This is a genomic window from Lentisalinibacter sediminis (assembly GCF_040706615.1).
Classification (GTDB): Bacteria; Pseudomonadota; Gammaproteobacteria; order Steroidobacterales; family Woeseiaceae; genus Lentisalinibacter; species Lentisalinibacter sediminis.
The window spans coordinates 176484-193495 of sequence record NZ_JAPDRF010000005.1; the positions used below are offsets into that span (position 1 = coordinate 176484).

Below are 17012 nucleotides of genomic sequence, written 5' to 3' on the forward strand. Positions count from 1 at the left end.
GTGCGGCCCCGCGGTATCCCTGCCGCGGCGGCGCTCCCGTCAGGACTCCGCGTTCAGTGGAGCGGATTCAGTGACAAGGGCTCAATGGCATCAATGATACTGGGGGCTCAGCCTGTGCACGGCTTCCAGCATGGCACTGACGTGCTCCGGATCGATGTCCGGATGGATGCCGTGGCCCAGGTTGAACACGTGACCGGGTCCCTTGCCGTAGCTTGCCAGGACGCCGGCCACGGCCTCGGCTATCGCCTCGGGCCCTGCGTAGAGCATGGACGGATCCAGGTTGCCCTGCAGCGCCACCTTGTCGCCGGTGTAGCGGCGTGCATCGGCGAGGTCCGTGGTCCAGTCCACGCCTAGGCCGTCACAGCCCGTCTCCGCCATGTCGGCGAGCAACGGGCCGGCGTTCTTCGTGAACAGCACCACGGGGACGCGGCGGCCGTCCTGCTCGCGCTCGAGGCCGTCCATCACCCGCTGCATCGCCGCCAGCGAGAACCGCCGGTAGGTATCCGGCGTCAGCACGCCGCCCCAGGTGTCGAAGATCATCACCGCCTGGGCACCGGCCCGGATCTGGGCGTTCAGATAGTCCCGGGTGGTATCGGCGAGTTTGTTCAGCAGCAGCTCCATCAGATCGGGACGGTCGTAGAGCAGGGCCTTGATGCGGCCGAAGTTCTTGCTGCTGCCGCCTTCGACCATGTAGGTGGCCACCGTCCAGGGGCTGCCGGAGAAACCGATCAGCGGCACCCGGCCGGCCAGCTCCCGGCGGATCACCCGCACGGCGTCGATGACGTAGCCGAGTTTCTCCGCGACGTCCGGCACCGCCAGCTGCTCGATCTGGGCGGGGGTGCGCACCGGGTGCTCGAACTTCGGCCCCTCGCCGGTCTCGAAATACAGGCCGCAGCCCATCGCATCCGGCACCGTCAGGATGTCGGAGAACAGGATGGCGGCGTCCAGCGGGTAGCGCTCCAGCGGCTGCAGGGTCACCTCGCAGGCCAGATCCGGGTTCGAGCACAGGGCCATGAAATCCCCGGCCTGCGCCCGGGTGGCGCGGTACTCGGGCAGGTAGCGGCCCGCCTGGCGCATCATCCACACCGGCGTGCGCGGCACGGGTTCGCGCAGCAGGGCGCGCAGCAACAGATCGTTCTCGAGTTCGCTCATCAATCTACTCCGCCGGGAACAGGCCGGCGATGGTGGTCTGTATGGCTTCCGCGGCAGCCCGCGGCGAATCGGCGTCCCGGATGGGTCGGCCGACGACAATGTGATCCGCGCCGTTGGCGAAGGCCTGCTGGACGCTGACCACCCGCTTCTGGTCGTCCGCCGGGCGGTTGTCGACCGGACGGATGCCGGGCGTCACGACCAGCAGGCGGTTGTCGACGTGTTCGCGCAGGCGCGGCACCTCCAGCCCGGAGGAGATCACGCCGTCGCAGCCGGCCTCGAAGGCGCGGCGGGCCCGGGACAGCACCAGCTCCTCCACGTCGCAGTCGAAGCCGAGATCGTCCAGGTCGCCGCGGTCCAGGCTGGTGAGCACGGTCACCGCCAGCACCTTCAGGTCGCCCTTGTTCTCGGCCGCGGCCTCCATGATGGACTGGTTGCCATGCACCGTGGCGAAGGTGGCGCCGCGGGCGGCGAGATTGCGGACGGCCGCAGCGACGGTGGCGGGCACGTCGAACAGCTTCACGTCCAGGAACACCTTCTTGTCCCGCTCGATCAGCCAGTCGGCCAGCTCGAAGTAGCCACCGCTCATGGCTAGCTCCAGACCGATCTTGTAGAACGAAACGCTGTCGCCGAGCTCTCCGGCCAGGCGGCGGGCCACGGCGACGTCCGGCACGTCGAGTGCGAAGATCAGTCTGTCCCTGGCTGCTATGTCTGCGATGCTGTCGTCGGTCACGGTGTCCCCTCGGCTGCGGGCGTGCATTCTATCACCGCTCCGCGCGGCCGGGGCGCCGCGGCTCAGGTGTTGCCGACGGCAGGGTCGGTGAGCCGCTCGTGCTCCGCGATGGCATAGCGGTCGGTCATGCCGGCGACGTAGTCCGCCACCACCCGTGCGCGGGCGGCGTCGCCGTGCTCCCGGCCGGCGGAGCGGGCCGCGGTGGCGAACTCGGCCGGCATCAGCCGCGGCTCGTCCATGTAGGCGGCGAACAGGGTCTCGACGACCCGGCGCGCCTTCAGCGTCATGCCCAGCACGCGGTGATGGCGATAGAGGTTCGCGTGCAGGAATCGCTTCAGCGAGAGATGCTGCTCCCGGATCTCGTCGCCGAAACCCACCAGCGGCCCTTCCTGGTCCCGCACCTGGTCGATGGAGCGGGGGTTCGCGGCGCGCAGCCGCCCGGCGGTCTCCCGGATGAGGTCGGTGACCACCCGATTGATCATGCGCCGGATCACCTCGTGGATCAGACGCCGGCCTTCCAGACCGGGATAGCGCGCCAGCACATCGTCGTGCTGCACCGCGAACAGCGGCTCGCCGCGCAGCATCTCCACGCCCAGCAGGCCGGCGCGCAGCCCGTCGTCCACGTCGTGGTTGTTGTAGGCGATCTCGTCGGCCAGATTCGCGAGCTGAGCTTCCAGTCCCGGCTGGCGGCGCTCCAGGAAGCGCCGCCCGAGCTCGCCGAGCTCCCGGGCATGGCGGGCCGAGCAGTGCTTCAGGATGCCCTCCCGGGTCTCGTACATGAGGTTCAGGCCGGCGAACTCTGCGTACTTCTCCTCCAGCTCGTCGACGACGCGCAGGGACTGCAGGTTGTGCTCGAAGCCGCCGTAGTCGCGCATGCACTCGTTCAGCGCGTCCTGCCCCGCGTGGCCGAAGGGGGTATGGCCGAGATCATGAGCCAGGCAGACGGCCTCGGCCAGGGTCTCGTTGAGCCCGAGGGTATGGGCCACGCTGCGGGCGATCTGGGCGACTTCCAGCGAGTGGGTCAGGCGCGTGCGGTACAGGTCGCCCTCGTGGTTGACGAATACCTGCGTCTTGTAGACCAGCCGGCGGAAGGCGCTGGCATGGATGATGCGGTCGCGGTCGCGCTGGTACTCGCCGCGGTAGACCGGGGGTGGCTCGGCGTGGCGGCGGCCCGGGCTGTGCGACTCCCGCGCGGCCCCCGGCAGCAGGCCGTCGTCGGCTCGCTCCAGATCCACGTATTCCCTCGTTCCCGACACCCGCTCAGCCCGCCTCGGGAGCGGCCGGCGCCAGCGCTTCGGCCAGCGCCTGCGCGGAGAAATCCGCGGTCACGTACGCTTCGCCGATACCGCGCAGCAGCACCAAGCGCAGGCGTCCGGCCTGCACCTTCTTGTCGAACTGCATCGCCTCGCGCAACCGCGCGGCGCCCACCGGCGGCGGCGCCACGGGCAGCCCGGCCGCCGCGATCAGATCGCGGACGCGGTCGAATTCCGCCCCGCCCAGGCCGCTGGCACGGGCCGCCATCAGCATGCCCGCGGCCACCGCCTCGCCGTGCAGCCATTCGCCGTAGCCGGTGACCGACTCGATGGCGTGACCGAAGGTGTGCCCGAGGTTCAGGAGCGCCCGCCGGCCCGCCTCGCGCTCGTCCGCCGCGACGATGGCGGCCTTCATCTCGCAGCAGCGGCGCACCGCGTGCTGCAGCGCGCTCCTGTCCCGGCGCCGCAGCGCCGCCATGTTGTCCTCCAGCCAGGCGAAGAAGACCGCGTCGCCCAGCAGCCCGTACTTGATGACCTCGGCGAGGCCCGCCGCCAGCTCCCGGTCCGGCAGGGTATCCAGGGTGGCGAGGTCGATCAGCACGAAGGTCGGCTGATGGAATGCCCCGATCAGATTCTTGCCCCGGACGTGGTTGACGCCGGTCTTGCCGCCCACCGACGAGTCCACCTGGGCCAGCAGCGTGGTCGGCACCTGGATGAAGTCCACGCCCCGCTGGTAGCAGGCCGCCGCGAAACCGGCCATGTCGCCCACGACGCCGCCGCCGAGGGCCACCACGGTAGTATCCCGGTTGGCGCCCGCGCCCACCAGCGTGTCGATGATCGCGGCGACGTGATCCAGGTCTTTGTGCGCCTCTCCGTCCGGCAGCACGTGCACGGCGGCCAGCCGATCACCGAGCGCGCGCCGGGCAGCATCCAGGTACAGCGGCCCCACCACGTCGTTGGTCACTACCACCGCGTCCGGCCCGCGCAGGCGGGCGGCGAGCGCCCCGGCCTCGGCGAGCAGGCCCTCGCCGACATCGATCGGGTAGCTTCTGGCGCCCAGCTGGACGGTGAGCGTCTCGGGGTCTGTCACGGAAGGCGGCTCCTGATGCCGGCGGAACGCCTAAGTTGCCGGGCGCCGGCGGCAGAATCAAGCGCCCTGCGGACCGGTCACAGCCGGCTGCGGATATCCGCGACCACGTGGTGCACCCGGCGGCCGTCGGTCTCGATCACCAGGTCGGCGATCTCCCGGTACAGGGGCTCGCGTTCGGCGAACAAACGGCCCAGCGTCTCCGCCGGGTCGCCTTCCGCCAGCATGGGCCGCTCGCGGCCGCGGCGGGTGCGCTCCAGTTGTTGCGCGACCGTGGCATGAAGGTAGACCACGGTGCCTCGCGCAGCCAGGTTGCGACGGTTGTCCGGGTCACCCACCACGCCGCCGCCGGTGGCCAGCACCAGGTCCGGCCGCGCCGTGAGTTCGTCGACGACCGCCGCCTCGCGCTTGCGGAAACCCGCCTCGCCTTCCTTCTCGAAGATGAACGGAATATCGACGCCGGTCCGCCGCTCGATCTCGTCGTCGGTATCCACGAACTCGAGATTCAGCGCCCGTGCCAGCGCGCGGCCGACAGCGGACTTCCCCGCCCCCATGGGGCCTACGAGGAATATCCTGGAGCCGTCAGTCAAGATGCCGCCCGGAAGGAAGAAAGCCGGCCCGCAGGCCGGCTTTCCCGATCACTCGGTCAGAGCGTATCGGCGCAGCTGTTCGACTCACCGAACGGGCTCGGATTGCCCGGCGGATTCGTGTTCTGGTCGGTCACATCGCTCGCGGCAATCGGCAACCGGAACTTCGAAGTCTCCGTGGTCTCCGTCCCCTGGACCGTCGCCTGGGCGGTGAGGGTCACGTCAACCCAGCGCGCGAACTCCTGGGGATAGATCACGTCGACGATGCCGAAGCCGTTCTGGTCGGTGGAGAAGGTACCGTTGCCGGTGCTCTGGGCGGCCACCGTCGCGATATTGCCGGCCTCCAGAGTACCGTTACCGTTGTTGTCCTCGCCCGGATCCAGCACACCATTGCGATTGACGTCCTCGTCGGCACAGGGCCCGGCGGTGATCACCTGGACCCACTGGCTGGCCACGGTGTCGTAGAACCAGTAGCCCTTGTAATAGGCGTCCGACTGGATACGCATCTGCACGGTCACATCGGCCACACCTGCGCCCTGGGAGTCGGTAACCTGAACCGCGTATTCCTTGCGGTACTGGGCCTGGTTCGGCTCGTTGATCTCGTTGCCGGTACCCAGCGTGAGGAATACCTCGAGCTGGGCGACGGTGAGATTCACCGAACCGGTGACCGCCGGCGTGTCCCGCACGGTGGCGGTGATGGTGACGCCGTTGCTGGCACTCGTGCTGGAGCCGGCGGTGTAGGAGACAGTGGCCCGGCCCTGGGTGTTGGTGGTCGCCGAGCCGGCAGACAGCGAGCCGCCGGTGACGTCGTCGAGGCCGAAGTCCACGACCTTGTTCGCCACGAGGTTGCCAGCCGCATCCCGCACGATGGCGGTGATCGCGCTCTGCTCGCTGGGCGCCACGGTGAAGGGACTCGCCTGCACCTCGATGCTGTCGGCAGTGGTCGCGACGAACTGGATCTGCACCGTCGTCTCGGTGCCGTCCGGATTGGTGGCCGTGATCACCGCGGGTCCGGCATTCGACGCCTGCAGGTCGACCGAGGCGTCGCCGTTGCCGTCGGTGGTGGCCGTCGCTGCAGACAGCGTGCCGCGGGTGGTTGAGAAGGTGACGTTCTCACCGGCCTGGGCCACGCCGCCGACGGTCCAGTTCACCGTGACGGTGACCGGCGTGTTCAGCGGCACCTGGGTGCCCGAGGCCGGGGCCGTGATGACGAAGGAGTCGTCCGAGACGGTGAGCGTCACCTCGTCGGTGATCCCGAGCGCCGTCGCCGACAGGGTATCCGCACCGGCGGCCGAAGCCGTCACCTGCACCTGCGCCTGGCCGAGATTGTCCGTGGTCAGCGAACTGGAGGCCAGTGTGTTGCCGTTCGACGAGGCCACGTCCACGGTCTGGCCGGCGATACCGTCGCCGTTGGAATCCGCCAGCACGATACTGTAGGTCGCGCTGTCGCCCTGAGCCAGACTGGCCGGGCCCTGCAGCGTGATGGTCGTGCCCGCTACGTTGACGTCCACGCTGTTCGTAAGACCGTTCACGTCGGCCGTCACGGTAATGGTGCGGTTGGTGGGGTCACCCGCGGTGCCCAGCGAGGCCGTCGCAGTGCCGTTCTCCAGCGTGGTGACCTCGTTGACCGTGAGGATGCCCGAGGTGGAGGAGAACACGACCGGCTGGTCGGCCATCACCCGGTTGTCCGCGTCGCGGACCAGCGCGGTGATCGTCACCTCTGAACCGCCCGCCGAGGGCAGCTGTGGGCTGCTGGTCAGCACCGTGACGGTGGCCGGCGTGGGCGCATCGGGTCCGGCGCCGCCGCCGGTGCCGCCATTGCCGCTGCCGGCGAACGAGTTGTCGGTGCCGCCGCTGGAGCAGGCGCCGAGTGCGAGCCCCATGAATGCGATAAGCAGTGTCGGCAGAGTCGAGAGTTTTCTCATCGGTTCGATTCCCAAGCGTTAGGGCGGTCGTGCGCCATCAGTAAACGACTGCGTTCTCTTCCAGGATCTTCGGTGTCACGAAGATGAGCAGTTCCGACTTGTTCGCCACGTTCTGGGTGGAGCGGAACAGCGCGCCCACGCCGGGGATGTCGCCCAGCAGCGGGACCTTGTTGGCCACTTCTCGTCGCTCTGTCTCGTAGATTCCTCCGAGCACGACGGTCTGGCCGTCGCGCACGAGCACCTGGGTGCGGATCTCGCGGGTGTCGATACTCGGTACGAAGCCGCCGGTGGCGCTCGCCACGAGCTCGCCGACACTGTCCGAATTCACCTGCAGATCCATGATGATGTTGTCGTCCGGCGTGATCTGCGGGGTCACCGTCAGACTCAGCACCGCCTTTTTGAACTGGGTGGTGGTCGCGCCGCTGGAGGAGGACTCCTGGAACGGGATCTCCACGCCCTGCTCGATCAGCGCTTCCTTCTGGTTGGCAGTGATCACCCGCGGCGTCGAGACGATCTCGCCCCGACCCTCGGCCTGCAGGGCGGAGAGCTCGAGGTCCACGATGTAGTCCGAATCCAGGATCGCGAGCGCGATCTGCCCGGCCGGATTGCTCACCGGTAGGTTGACGTTATAGCGGTTGTTCACCGTCGGCGCCTCGACCGGGAACGGCTGACCCGTGTTAGCCAGGTTATCCAGCGCCGATGCTGTGATCACGTCGGAACCGGCGCTGCTGCCGGTGACCGAGAACAGTCCGTCGCTGGAATTCTCCTGCACGGCGGTGAGGCCGAGACGAACGCCGAGCTCGCGGCTGAAGTCGTCGTTCACGACCACGATGCGGGACTCGATCAGCACCTGGCGCACCGGGATGTCCAGGGTCTGTACCAGGCGGCGCACGTCACGCAGACGGTCCACGGTATCCTGCACGAGCAGCGTGTTGGTGCGCTCGTCGATGGCCACCGAGCCGCGCTCGGAGAGCATCGAGTTCTCGCCTTCCTTGATCAGCGCAGCCAGATCGCTGGCCTTGGCGTAGTTGACCTGGAGAAACTCGGAGAACAGGGGCTCCAGTTCCTGGATGGCCTGTTTGGCTTCCAGGTCGGCCTTCTCGCGCGCCGCGATCTCCTCCGCCGGCGCCACGATGATCACGTTGCCGTTCTGGCGCATGTCCAGACCCTTGGTGGTCAGGACGATGTCGAGCGCCTGATCCCAGGGCACGCTGTTCAGCCGCAGGGTGACATTGCCCTGGACGGTATCGGAGACCACGATGTTGCGGCCGCTGATCTCGGCCAGCAGCTGCAGCACGGCACGGGTCTCGATATCCTGGAAGTTCAGCGTGACCCGCTCGCCCTCGTAGTCCTTGTCTTCGGCGAACAGGCTGGAGACCTGCTCGTCCTCCTCGGCCACCGGATTGATCTCGATCGTGAAGACGTCGTCCGACTGATAGGCGAGCTGCTCGTAGTCACCGTCGGCAGAGATCAGCACGCGAGCGTCGGCGTTGACGCGCACCGCGTCGATGGTGGTGACAGGGGTGGCGAAGTCCTGGACGTCCAGACGGCGGATGAGTTCGCCCGGCAGGTCCGTGCCCTTGAACACGGCGACCACGCGGCCGCCTTCCTGACGGATGTCGACCGGCGTGGACGGGTCGGTGAGGTCGATGATGATCCGGCCGCCGCCTTCGCGGGTGCGCCGGAAGTCGACGTTCTCGATGGCACGCGGTCCGCTTGCGGCCGCGGAGGAGGCCGGCGGTGAGCCGGCGAACGTGGTGGTCTCTGCCACCATGTCGCCGCCCTCGCCGAGGGTCAGGATGACGGTATTGCCGGACACGCGGGTCTCGTAAGGCACCATGCTGTCCAGATTCAGCACCACGCGGGTGCGGCCGTTGGCTTCCGCGGTGAGCACGGTATCCAGCATGCGCAGGTCCACGTCACGGCGCCGTGAGCTGAGGCCGAGGGCGGTGTCGGGCAGGTCGAGTGCGATGCGCGCCGGGTTTTCGATGGTGAAGCTGAGCGGCTCCGGAGCAGGCCCCGAGAGAATCAGCCGCAGTTCCACCTGCTGCCCGGGCAGCGACTGGACCTGGATGTCCTGCAGGGTATTCCCCGGGGCGTCCTGTGCGTGGGTGCCCGCCGAGGCGAACAGCAGCACGAGGGCGGCGAGCCAGCCGAGAGGATGCCTGAGGACGTCCAGCCCGTGATTGTTCGCCGGCAGCGGCTTCGTTGTGCGAGTCATTCCAGTTTCTCCCAGTGCCATCTGCTTGGCCTCAGTCCGAAATACTGATAGCGGCATCTCTCTCCAGATACCCGCCTATGCCGTCGGAGACGATCTCTTTGACCACGATCTCCGACTCGTTTATCTCGATGATGCGGCCGTCGTTCTGGCCCACGTAATTGCCGACGGTCACCCGGTTGATGAGTCCGTCGGCCGTCTGCACGAGACCGTAGGTCGTCGCGCCCTGCTGCAGCGTGCCGACCATGTCGAGGGAATCCAGCGGGAACTGCTCCAGGTATTCCCGGCTGCGGTTGACGTCCGGACGGATGCCGCCGCCGCCCGCGGAGCGCGTATCCGCCACCGGGGAGTCCGGCACGAAGGGCGAGCGCAGCCCGTCCACGTCGGCCGTGTAGACGTAGCTCTCGTAGGTCTGGATCTCGGGCAGCGGGTCCGGCCGGTCGCCGGGCCTCGCCTTCACCTGGTCGATGTAGGCGTTGAGATCATTCATGCCGCCGCCGCAGCCGGCCGCGAGAGGCAGCGCGAGCGCTGCCAGCACGGCGAAGATTCCGGCGGGGCGCAGGCTCACGCGATTTACCCGGAAACGAGGTTCCTGCCTCATCACTCGGTCTCCTCTTCCAGGTAGCGATAGGTCTTGGCGGTCACGTCGAGCGACAGCTCGTCGAACTGCTCGTCGGTGGCCGGCTGGATCTGGATGTCGTGCAGCGTCACGATCCGGGGCAGCGCGGCCACGCTGCTGGCGAAGTTCGCGAGCTCGTGGTAGCTGCCGGCCAGCTGGATCTTGATAGGCTTCTCGGCATAGAAGTCCTTGCGGATCTCGCCCTGCGGCTCGAACAGCTTCTCCTCCAGCCCCGCCGCCAGACCGGTCTGGGAGATATCGACGATCAGGTTCGGTATCTCGGTCTCCCCGGGCAGCTGGCGCAGCATCGTGCCGAAGGACTGCTGCATCTGCGCGAGCTGGGCGCGGTAAGCGTCGAAGTTGGCCGCCTTGCTCTGCTTGGTCTCGAACGTCTGCCTGAGCTCCTGCTCGCGTGCCTCGGCGCGCTCGAGCAGCGGCACCTTGTTCTTCACCACCGTCATGTAGATGCCGAACACGGTGACCGCGACGAAGACGATGACGATGGCGCCGACCCGGAAGGCCAGCGGCCAGCGGCCGACGTCGTTGGTATCGAGATTACGCAGTTCCTCGAGGACGTTCATGCGGCCTCCTCCTCATCCTCGTCCAGGACCTTCACCTGCTTCGCCTTCAGGGTGAAATTGAAGCGCTCGGCCTGCCCCGCGTCCACGGTGCGGATCTGCTCGAGGTCCGGGTCGGTGAGCCACTCCGAGGCGTCTATGTTGCGCATGAAGGCGGACACCCGGGTGCTGGACTGGGCGGTGCCGGTGATCTGGATCTCCCGGCCGGTCTGCTTGATGCCGGTGAGATAGACGCCCTCAGGCAGCGTGCGCACCAGTTCGTCGAACAGGTGCACGACCATCGGGCGGCTGGTCTGCAGCTGCTCGATGATCTCCATGCGGGCCAGCAGGCGTTCCTTCTGCCGCTCCAGGCCCTCGATCTCCTTGATGGCCTTGTTCAGTTCGGTGATCTCGGCCTCGAGCCGCTGGTTGCGCTCTTCCTGGTAGTCGATGCGGCTCTGGTAGAACATGTTGCCCAGCCAGATCACGAGGCCGGCCAGCAGCACCGACAGCACGATGGCGATGCCGAATTGTTGCTGGCGTTGCTTGCGCTGCTCTTCGCGCCAAGGCAGTAGGTTGATACGCGGCATCAGTCGAAGCTCCTCAATGCGAGCCCGCAGGCGATCAGCAGCGCCGTGGAATCCTTGGTGACGCCCTGGGATTTGGCTTTCGATGCGATCTTCATCTGGCCGAGCGGGTCACCGATCTCCGTCGGGATGCCCACCCGGCTGGAGATGACGTCGGCGATACCCGGTATGTTGGCGCAGCCGCCGCAGACCAGGATCATGTCGGGCTGCTCGCGGCCGCCGCCGGAGGCCAGGTAGAACTGCAGTGAACGGCTGACCTGCTGGGTCATGTCGTCGATGAACGGGTCGAGCACCTCGGGCTGGTAATTGCTGGGCAGTCCGCCTTCCTTCTTCGCCCGGCCCGCGTCCTCCATGGACAGTCCGTAGGTCCGCATGATCTCTTCGGTGAGCTGCACGCCGCCGAAGGCGAAGTCACGAGTGTAGATGACCTTCAGGTCGTCCAGCACACTGAAAGTGGTGGCGCTGGCACCGATGTCGACCACCGCGACCGACTGACCCACGCCGCCGTTCGGCATCTGATGGGTGAGGAGCTGGCAGGCATTCTCCAGGGCGAAGGCCTCGACGTCGACCACCCGCGCGCCGAGCCCGGCAGCGTCGACTGCCGCCTGGCGCTGGTCCACGTTGTCCGTCCGCGTGGCCACCAGCAGCACGTCGTTCATGTCCGGGTCGTTCTCGTTCGGCCCGATCACCTCGAAATCGAAGCTGACCTCTTCCATGGGGAAGGGGATGTACTGGTCGGCCTGGATCTCCACCTGCCCCTCGAGATCCTTGTCCGCCAGCGAGGCCGGCATCTGGATCACCTTGGTAATGGCGGCATCGCCGCTGATGGCGATGGCCACGTCCTTGCACTTGGTGGCGGCACGCTTCACTGCCCGCCGGATGGCACCGCCAACGGCCTGGGCATCGACGATGTTTTTCTCGTTGATGGAATTGGGCGGGGTCGGCTCCGCCGCGTACGACTCGACGCGGTAGCGCTTGCCGCTCTGGGACAGCTCGATGAGCTTGACCGACGATGTCGTTATGTCAAGCCCCAGGAGCGGACGATTTTTCTTGCCGAATTGCACCTGTTTTCCCTTCCCAGTCCGTAGGTTACGCTAGATAAGTGGTGGGGCGCCTGAAGAAACCGGTTTAACTATATATCAACGTAATGTTAAATAAAACGACGCTGATCCCCTGCTGAATGCCCGCGTATAGTAAGGCACGCCCCGCCGCCTATTCTGTGAACTGTGTACCGGTAGTGAGCCAGGCTCGAAAGTGGAGGGTGCGGGGAGTTTCGCTGCAACGAGACGAGACAGGCCGGGTGCAGCCTGCCGGGTATGGTTGTAGACTCTCGCCGCGAAGCATTGCGGTCTGGCCCCCCGCTGACGGTATGATCCGGTCTTCGCCCTGACCCGGACCGCCCCATGCCCCCTTTTCAACAAGGAACGGTCCGCTTCGGCCGCAGTCACTATGCAGTAAGCCCCTGACGCTGGCAAGGACCGGAAAGCCCTTTGGCAACACGATCTCTCACTCGCATCCTCGCCGGACTGGCCGGCACGCTGGCAATACTCGCCCTGTCACTGGCGGCGGGCGTCGTCGGCGCGTACCACTACACCCTGGCAGGCCTGCCCGAGGCGGCGACCATCCGGGACATCCCCCTGCAGATACCGCTCAGGGTGTACAGCCGCGACGGGAAGCTGGTCGCCGAGATAGGTGAGCAGCGCCGCATACCGGTGGAGTACGAAGAGATTCCCGGTCACGTGGTGCAGGCATTCCTGGCCGCCGAGGACGACCGCTTTTTCGAACATCCGGGCATCGACTATCAGGGCGTGCTGCGCGCCGGCATCAATTTCCTGCTGACCGGCTCGCGCAGCCAGGGCGGCAGCACGATCACGCAGCAGCTGGCCCGGGACTACTTCCTCACCCGCGAGCGGCTGTTCACGCGCAAGATCCGCGAGGCGTTTCTGGCCTGGAAGATCGAGAAGGAATTCAGCAAGGAAGAGATCCTCGCCATGTTCCTGAACAAGATGTTCTTCGGCCAGCGGGCCTACGGCGTGGCCGCCGCCTCCCGGGTGTACTTCAACAAGACCCTCGAAGAGATAAACGCCGCGGAAGCCGCCACCCTCGCCGGCCTGTTGCAGGCGCCTTCTGCCTACAACCCGGTGCGCAGCCCGGAGAAGGCCACCTCGCGGCGGAGCTACGTGCTGCGCCGCATGCGCGAACTTGACTACCTCACGGCAGCCGAATACGACGCGGCCATGGAATACCCCATGGAGTCCCGCCTGTACGGGCCTGCGGTCGAGCTGACCGCCCCCTATCTGGCCGAGATGGTGCGCCGCGAGATGCTGGAGCGCTACGGGCCCGAGATCTATTCCGGGGGCTATCGGGTGACCACAACGCTCGACTCATCGCTGCAGACCGCCGCCGTGTACGCCGTGCGCAACGGCCTGCTGGAATACGACCGGCGCCACGGCTACCGGGGGCCGCTCGCGAGGCTCGAGCTGCCCGTGCCGACCGGTGGCGCAGAGGGCACGAATGGTCAGGGAAATGGCCAGGGGAATGGCCAGGGCAATGGCGGCGACGGCCGCTATTCCGGCAGCGGCTATCCGGCGCTCCCGGCGGAGGTTCTGCAGACCCTGGAAGACTACCCCGAGCCCGGCGGCCTGCGCGTCGGTGTGGTAGTCGGCCTCGGCGAGGACAACAGCGCGGCCGTCGCGCTGCGGCGCGACCGCATCGTGCGGGTACCCTGGTCGGGCATCAGCTGGGCCAAACGCTACATCGACGACGACCGGGTGGGCTCACCGCCGGAGTCGGTCGGCGAGGTGCTGGCCGTGGGCGACGTCATCCATGTGATGCCGACGGTCTCCGATAGATGGGCCCTGGCCCAGGTGCCGGCCGCCCAGGGCGCGCTGGTGTCCGTGGATCCTGACGACGGCGCAGTGGTGGGCCTCGTCGGCGGTTTCGATTACGCGGCCAGCAAATTCAACCGGGCGGTGCAGATCCGGCGCCAGCCCGGCTCCGCCTTCAAGCCCTTCATCTACTCCGCCGCGCTGGAGAACGGCTTCACGGCGGCCACTATCGTCAACGACACGCCGGTGGTCTTCGAGTCGGAGGAACTGGAGGGGCCGTGGAAGCCGATCAACTATACGGGCAAGTTCTACGGGCCGGTGCGGCTGCGCGAGGCGCTTTACCGGTCGCTGAACCTGGCCTCGGTGCGGGTGCTGATCGGCACCGGGCTTGGCGATGCGGTGCCCCACATCCGCAGTTTCGGCTTCGCCGACGAGGCCGTGCCCTACAATTACTCGCTGGCGCTCGGCAGCGGCGCCGTCTCGCCGCTGGACATGGCACTGGGCTATTCCGTGTTCGCCAACGGCGGCTACCGCGTGGAGCCTTACTTCATCGACCGCATCGAGGACAGCGTAGGCAATGTACTGCACCGGGCCGACCCGCCGCTGGTATGCCCGGAGTGCGAGTACAGCGAGGAACTGGCGGAGATCGACGCCGACCCCTTCGCGGATCCGCTCACCGGACGAGACGTCAATCGGACTGGCAATCGGGCAGACTCCCTCGCCGGCGTCGAGCAACTGTCGGCCCGGACCCTCGAGTGGCGGCCCACGGCGAATGAGGACCCCAGACTCTACGCCGGCATTCGCCTCGCCGACCGGGCGGTCACCAGGGAGAATGCCTTCCTGGTAGCCGACATGATGCGCGACGTCATCCGCCGCGGTACCGGGCGACGCGCCCGCTCGCTCGGCCGGGACGATCTTTACGGCAAGACCGGCACCTCCAACGACCGCCGCGACGCCTGGTTCGGCGGCTTCAACGCCGATCTGGTGGCCGTCACCTGGGTGGGCTTCGACGAGGACAAGCCGCTGGGAGCGGGCGAGGAGGGTTCGCGCACGGCGTTGCCGGTCTGGATCCACTTCATGGAACGGGCGCTCGACGGCGCGCCGACCGCCCGCGTCGAGGAACCGGAGGGCCTGGTCACCGTGCGTGTCTCGCCGGAGACCGGCCGGCCGGTGAGCTCGGACGACGGCAGTTTCATCTTCGAGAAATTCCGCGTCGGCAACGAGCCGGAAGCTGGTACGATCGGCGGCGCGGACGAGATCTACAACGATACCGGCTCGCGCGGCGACATCGAAGATCCCATCTTCTGAGAGCCGCCGGGTGACGGCCTGATCGCAGGAGAGCGCCATGCCGAAGCATGACGAGGTGTGCCGGACCCGCCAGCTGCTGGCACGCGAAGCGGCTCGCATCATCGCCGACCAGGGCATCGAGAACTACCGCCAGGCCAAGGTGAAGGCCGCGGAGCGGCTGGGCTTCCGGGAAAGGGGCGCGCTGCCGAGCAATAGCGAGATCGAATCGGCGCTGATCGAGCATCACCGGCTGTTCGGCGCCTCCGGTCATTCCGAGCTGTTGGAGCGCCTGCGGCGCATCGCCCTGGAGGTAATGCACCGTTTCGCCGAGTTCCGCCCCCGCCTCGTCGGCCCGGTGCTGGCCGGCACGGCGGCTTCCCATTCCGCCATCAACCTGCATCTGTTCGCCGACTCGCCGGAGGAGGTGGCCTGGCAGCTGGAAGGGGAGCAGACCGCCTACCAGCTCTACGAGCGGCGGCTGAAGAGCCGGCAGGACCGGCTGGATACTTACCCCGGTTATCGTTTCCGCTGCGCCGAGGCGACGGTGGAGGCGACGGTATTTCCCGAGAAAGGCCTCAGGCAGGCACCCATCAGCCCCGTGGACGGACGGCCGATGCGCCGGGCCGACAAACGCAAGCTGGAGAAGCTGCTGGCCGAGGCGCCCGCCCCCATAATCTGAGCGATAGTCCGAACCGGCGACCCTGGCCCCGTCCGGATGCGCCGGGTCAGCGCTGGTCCAGGGCTACGTAGTCCCGGACGCCGGGCCCGGTGTAGAGCTGGCGCGGCCGGCTGATGCGCCGCCCGGGTTCGGTGATCATCTCCCGCCAGTGAGCCACCCAACCGACCGTGCGGCCGATGGCGAACATCACCGTGAACATGGAAGTGGGGATGCCGAGCGCCCGGTAGATGATGCCCGAGTAGAAGTCCACGTTCGGGTACAGGTTCTTCTCGACGAAGTAATCGTCCTTCAGCGCGACCTGCTCCAGCTCCAGGGCGAGCTCGAACAACGGGCTGTCGTCGTTGCCGAGCTTCTTGAGCACCTTGTGGCACATCTCGCGGATGATCTTCGCCCGGGGATCGAAATTCTTGTAGACGCGATGGCCGAAGCCCATCAGCCGGAAGGGATCGTCCTTGTCCTTGGCCTTCTCGACGTACTTCGGGATGTTTTTCACATCGCCGATCTCCTCGAGCATCTCCAGGACGGCCTCGTTGGCGCCGCCGTGGGCCGGGCCCCAGAGCGCCGAGATGCCGGCAGCGATGGCGGAATAGGGGTTCGCGCCGGAGCTGCCCGCCATGCGCACCGTCGAGGTGGAGCAGTTCTGCTCGTGGTCGGCGTGCAGGATGAACAGGAGGTCCAGAGCCTCCGCGGCGACCGGATCCACGTGGTACGGCTCGGCCGGCACGGCAAAGAACATGTTCAGCAGGTTCGAGCAGTAGTCCAGGTCGTTGCGCGGATAGATGAACGGCTGACCGATGGAATGCTTGTAGGCCGCCGCGGCGATGGTGGGCAGCTTGGCGATGATCCGGTGGGCGAAGATGTCGCGCTGGCGCTCGTCGTGGATGTCCATCGTGTCGTGGTAGAACGCCGACATGGAACCCACCACGGCCGACAGCATCGCCATGGGATGGGCATCGTAGCGGAAGCCCATGAAGAACCGGGACACCGACTCGTTGAGCATGGTGTGGCGGCGGATGATCGACTCGAAGTCTTCCAGCTCGTCCTTGGTAGGCAGATCGCCGTAGAGGAGCAGGTAGCAGACCTCGATGAAGGACGAGTGCTCTGCGAGCTGTTCCACGGGATAGCCGCGGTAGAGCAACACGCCCTCGGCGCCGTCGATGAAGGTCACCTTGCTCTCGCAGCTGGCGGTGGCCATGAAACCCGGGTCGTAGGTAAAGACACCGCGCTCCCGGTACAGGCTGGAGATATCGACCACGGCCGGACCCAGGCTGCCCTCGAGTACGGGCAGCTCTGTGCCGTCCCCCTCGGGGCTCGTCAGCGTGAAGTGTTTGTTGCTCATCGTTGATTCCTGGCTTATCCGGGATCGCGCAAGCAGGCGGGCGCCGGCACACGGCGCCCGGCGCGATCCTGATTCTTTATGGTCCCGGGTCCGTGCGGTGGGCAGGACCTGCCGCGAGATGCTTCTATGGTGCCGCAGACGGAGCGGGGCCGGCAAGCGCCCGG

At 67.1% G+C, this 17012-nt stretch carries 14 protein-coding genes; 2 read left to right on the forward strand and 12 right to left on the reverse strand.

Annotated features, from left to right (window positions below):
- Positions 1–90: 90 nt before the first annotated feature.
- From hemE to ACJMKX_RS11215, 11 genes are all read right to left on the reverse strand, one after another.
- Complete coding sequence (gene hemE / locus ACJMKX_RS11165; RefSeq protein WP_405225051.1) at positions 91–1152, reverse strand: uroporphyrinogen decarboxylase; 1062 nt, start codon at positions 1150–1152, stop codon at positions 91–93.
- 4 nt (positions 1153–1156) lie between these two features.
- Complete coding sequence (pyrF, locus tag ACJMKX_RS11170) at positions 1157–1909, reverse strand: orotidine-5'-phosphate decarboxylase (protein WP_405225054.1); 753 nt, start codon at positions 1907–1909, stop codon at positions 1157–1159.
- Between the two features lie 35 nt (positions 1910–1944).
- Complete coding sequence (locus ACJMKX_RS11175) at positions 1945–3117, reverse strand: deoxyguanosinetriphosphate triphosphohydrolase (RefSeq protein ID WP_405225057.1); 1173 nt, start codon at positions 3115–3117, stop codon at positions 1945–1947.
- A gap of 25 nt (positions 3118–3142) precedes the next feature.
- Positions 3143–4225, reverse strand: coding sequence for a 3-dehydroquinate synthase (aroB, locus tag ACJMKX_RS11180; protein ID WP_405225060.1), 1083 nt, complete (start codon positions 4223–4225; stop codon positions 3143–3145).
- Between the two features lie 77 nt (positions 4226–4302).
- Positions 4303–4812, reverse strand: coding sequence for a shikimate kinase AroK (gene aroK / locus ACJMKX_RS11185; protein ID WP_405225063.1), 510 nt, complete (start codon positions 4810–4812; stop codon positions 4303–4305).
- A 56-nt stretch (positions 4813–4868) separates the two neighbouring features.
- Entirely contained in the window at positions 4869–6734 is a 1866-nt protein-coding gene (locus ACJMKX_RS11190; protein WP_405225066.1) for an Ig-like domain-containing protein, read from the reverse strand.
- 37 nt (positions 6735–6771) lie between these two features.
- Positions 6772–8955, reverse strand: a complete 2184-nt coding sequence (gene pilQ / locus ACJMKX_RS11195; protein ID WP_405225069.1) for a type IV pilus secretin PilQ — start codon at positions 8953–8955, stop codon at positions 6772–6774.
- Between the two features lie 31 nt (positions 8956–8986).
- Positions 8987–9553 carry a pilus assembly protein PilP gene (locus tag ACJMKX_RS11200; protein WP_405225072.1) on the reverse strand — a complete coding sequence of 189 codons (567 nt, stop codon included), beginning with the start codon at positions 9551–9553 and terminating at the stop codon, positions 8987–8989.
- Positions 9553–10152, reverse strand: coding sequence for a type IV pilus inner membrane component PilO (gene pilO / locus ACJMKX_RS11205; RefSeq protein WP_405225075.1), 600 nt, complete (start codon positions 10150–10152; stop codon positions 9553–9555). Before pilO ends, ACJMKX_RS11200 begins: the two co-directional genes overlap by 1 nt.
- On the reverse strand, positions 10149–10718 hold the full coding sequence (locus ACJMKX_RS11210) for a PilN domain-containing protein (protein WP_405225078.1): 570 nt from the start codon (positions 10716–10718) through the stop codon (positions 10149–10151). The genes pilO and ACJMKX_RS11210 overlap by 4 nt, the downstream gene beginning before the upstream one ends.
- The gene (locus ACJMKX_RS11215; protein WP_405225081.1) at positions 10718–11779 is read right to left on the reverse strand and encodes a pilus assembly protein PilM; all 1062 of its coding nucleotides are present in this window, start codon (positions 11777–11779) and stop codon (positions 10718–10720) included. The genes ACJMKX_RS11210 and ACJMKX_RS11215 overlap by 1 nt, the downstream gene beginning before the upstream one ends.
- A 426-nt stretch (positions 11780–12205) precedes the next feature.
- On the opposite strand from ACJMKX_RS11215, the gene ACJMKX_RS11220 reads away from it, so the two are divergent.
- Both ACJMKX_RS11220 and ACJMKX_RS11225 read left to right on the forward strand, forming a co-directional pair.
- Positions 12206–14851, forward strand: coding sequence for a penicillin-binding protein 1A (locus ACJMKX_RS11220; protein ID WP_405225084.1), 2646 nt, complete (start codon positions 12206–12208; stop codon positions 14849–14851).
- Positions 14852–14888: 37 nt separating this feature from the next.
- Positions 14889–15509 carry a hypothetical protein gene (locus ACJMKX_RS11225; RefSeq protein WP_405225087.1) on the forward strand — a complete coding sequence of 207 codons (621 nt, stop codon included), beginning with the start codon at positions 14889–14891 and terminating at the stop codon, positions 15507–15509.
- A 46-nt stretch (positions 15510–15555) separates the two neighbouring features.
- On the opposite strand, the gene ACJMKX_RS11230 is transcribed toward ACJMKX_RS11225, so the two are convergent.
- On the reverse strand, positions 15556–16848 hold the full coding sequence (locus tag ACJMKX_RS11230) for a citrate synthase (RefSeq protein WP_405225090.1): 1293 nt from the start codon (positions 16846–16848) through the stop codon (positions 15556–15558).
- Between the last annotated feature and the right edge of the window lie 164 nt (positions 16849–17012).

Coding starts and splice junctions, on each gene's coding strand:
- hemE (WP_405225051.1), bottom strand. CDS start 1,152: ATGAGCGAACTCGAGAACGATCTGTTGCTGCGCGCCCTGCTGCGCGAA.
- pyrF (WP_405225054.1), bottom strand. CDS start 1,909: ATGCACGCCCGCAGCCGAGGGGACACCGTGACCGACGACAGCATCGCA.
- ACJMKX_RS11190 (WP_405225066.1), bottom strand. CDS start 6,734: ATGAGAAAACTCTCGACTCTGCCGACACTGCTTATCGCATTCATGGGG.
- pilQ (WP_405225069.1), bottom strand. CDS start 8,955: ATGACTCGCACAACGAAGCCGCTGCCGGCGAACAATCACGGGCTGGAC.
- ACJMKX_RS11200 (WP_405225072.1), bottom strand. CDS start 9,553: ATGAGGCAGGAACCTCGTTTCCGGGTAAATCGCGTGAGCCTGCGCCCC.
- pilO (WP_405225075.1), bottom strand. CDS start 10,152: ATGAACGTCCTCGAGGAACTGCGTAATCTCGATACCAACGACGTCGGC.
- ACJMKX_RS11210 (WP_405225078.1), bottom strand. CDS start 10,718: ATGCCGCGTATCAACCTACTGCCTTGGCGCGAAGAGCAGCGCAAGCAA.
- ACJMKX_RS11225 (WP_405225087.1), top strand. CDS start 14,889: ATGCCGAAGCATGACGAGGTGTGCCGGACCCGCCAGCTGCTGGCACGC.
- ACJMKX_RS11230 (WP_405225090.1), bottom strand. CDS start 16,848: ATGAGCAACAAACACTTCACGCTGACGAGCCCCGAGGGGGACGGCACA.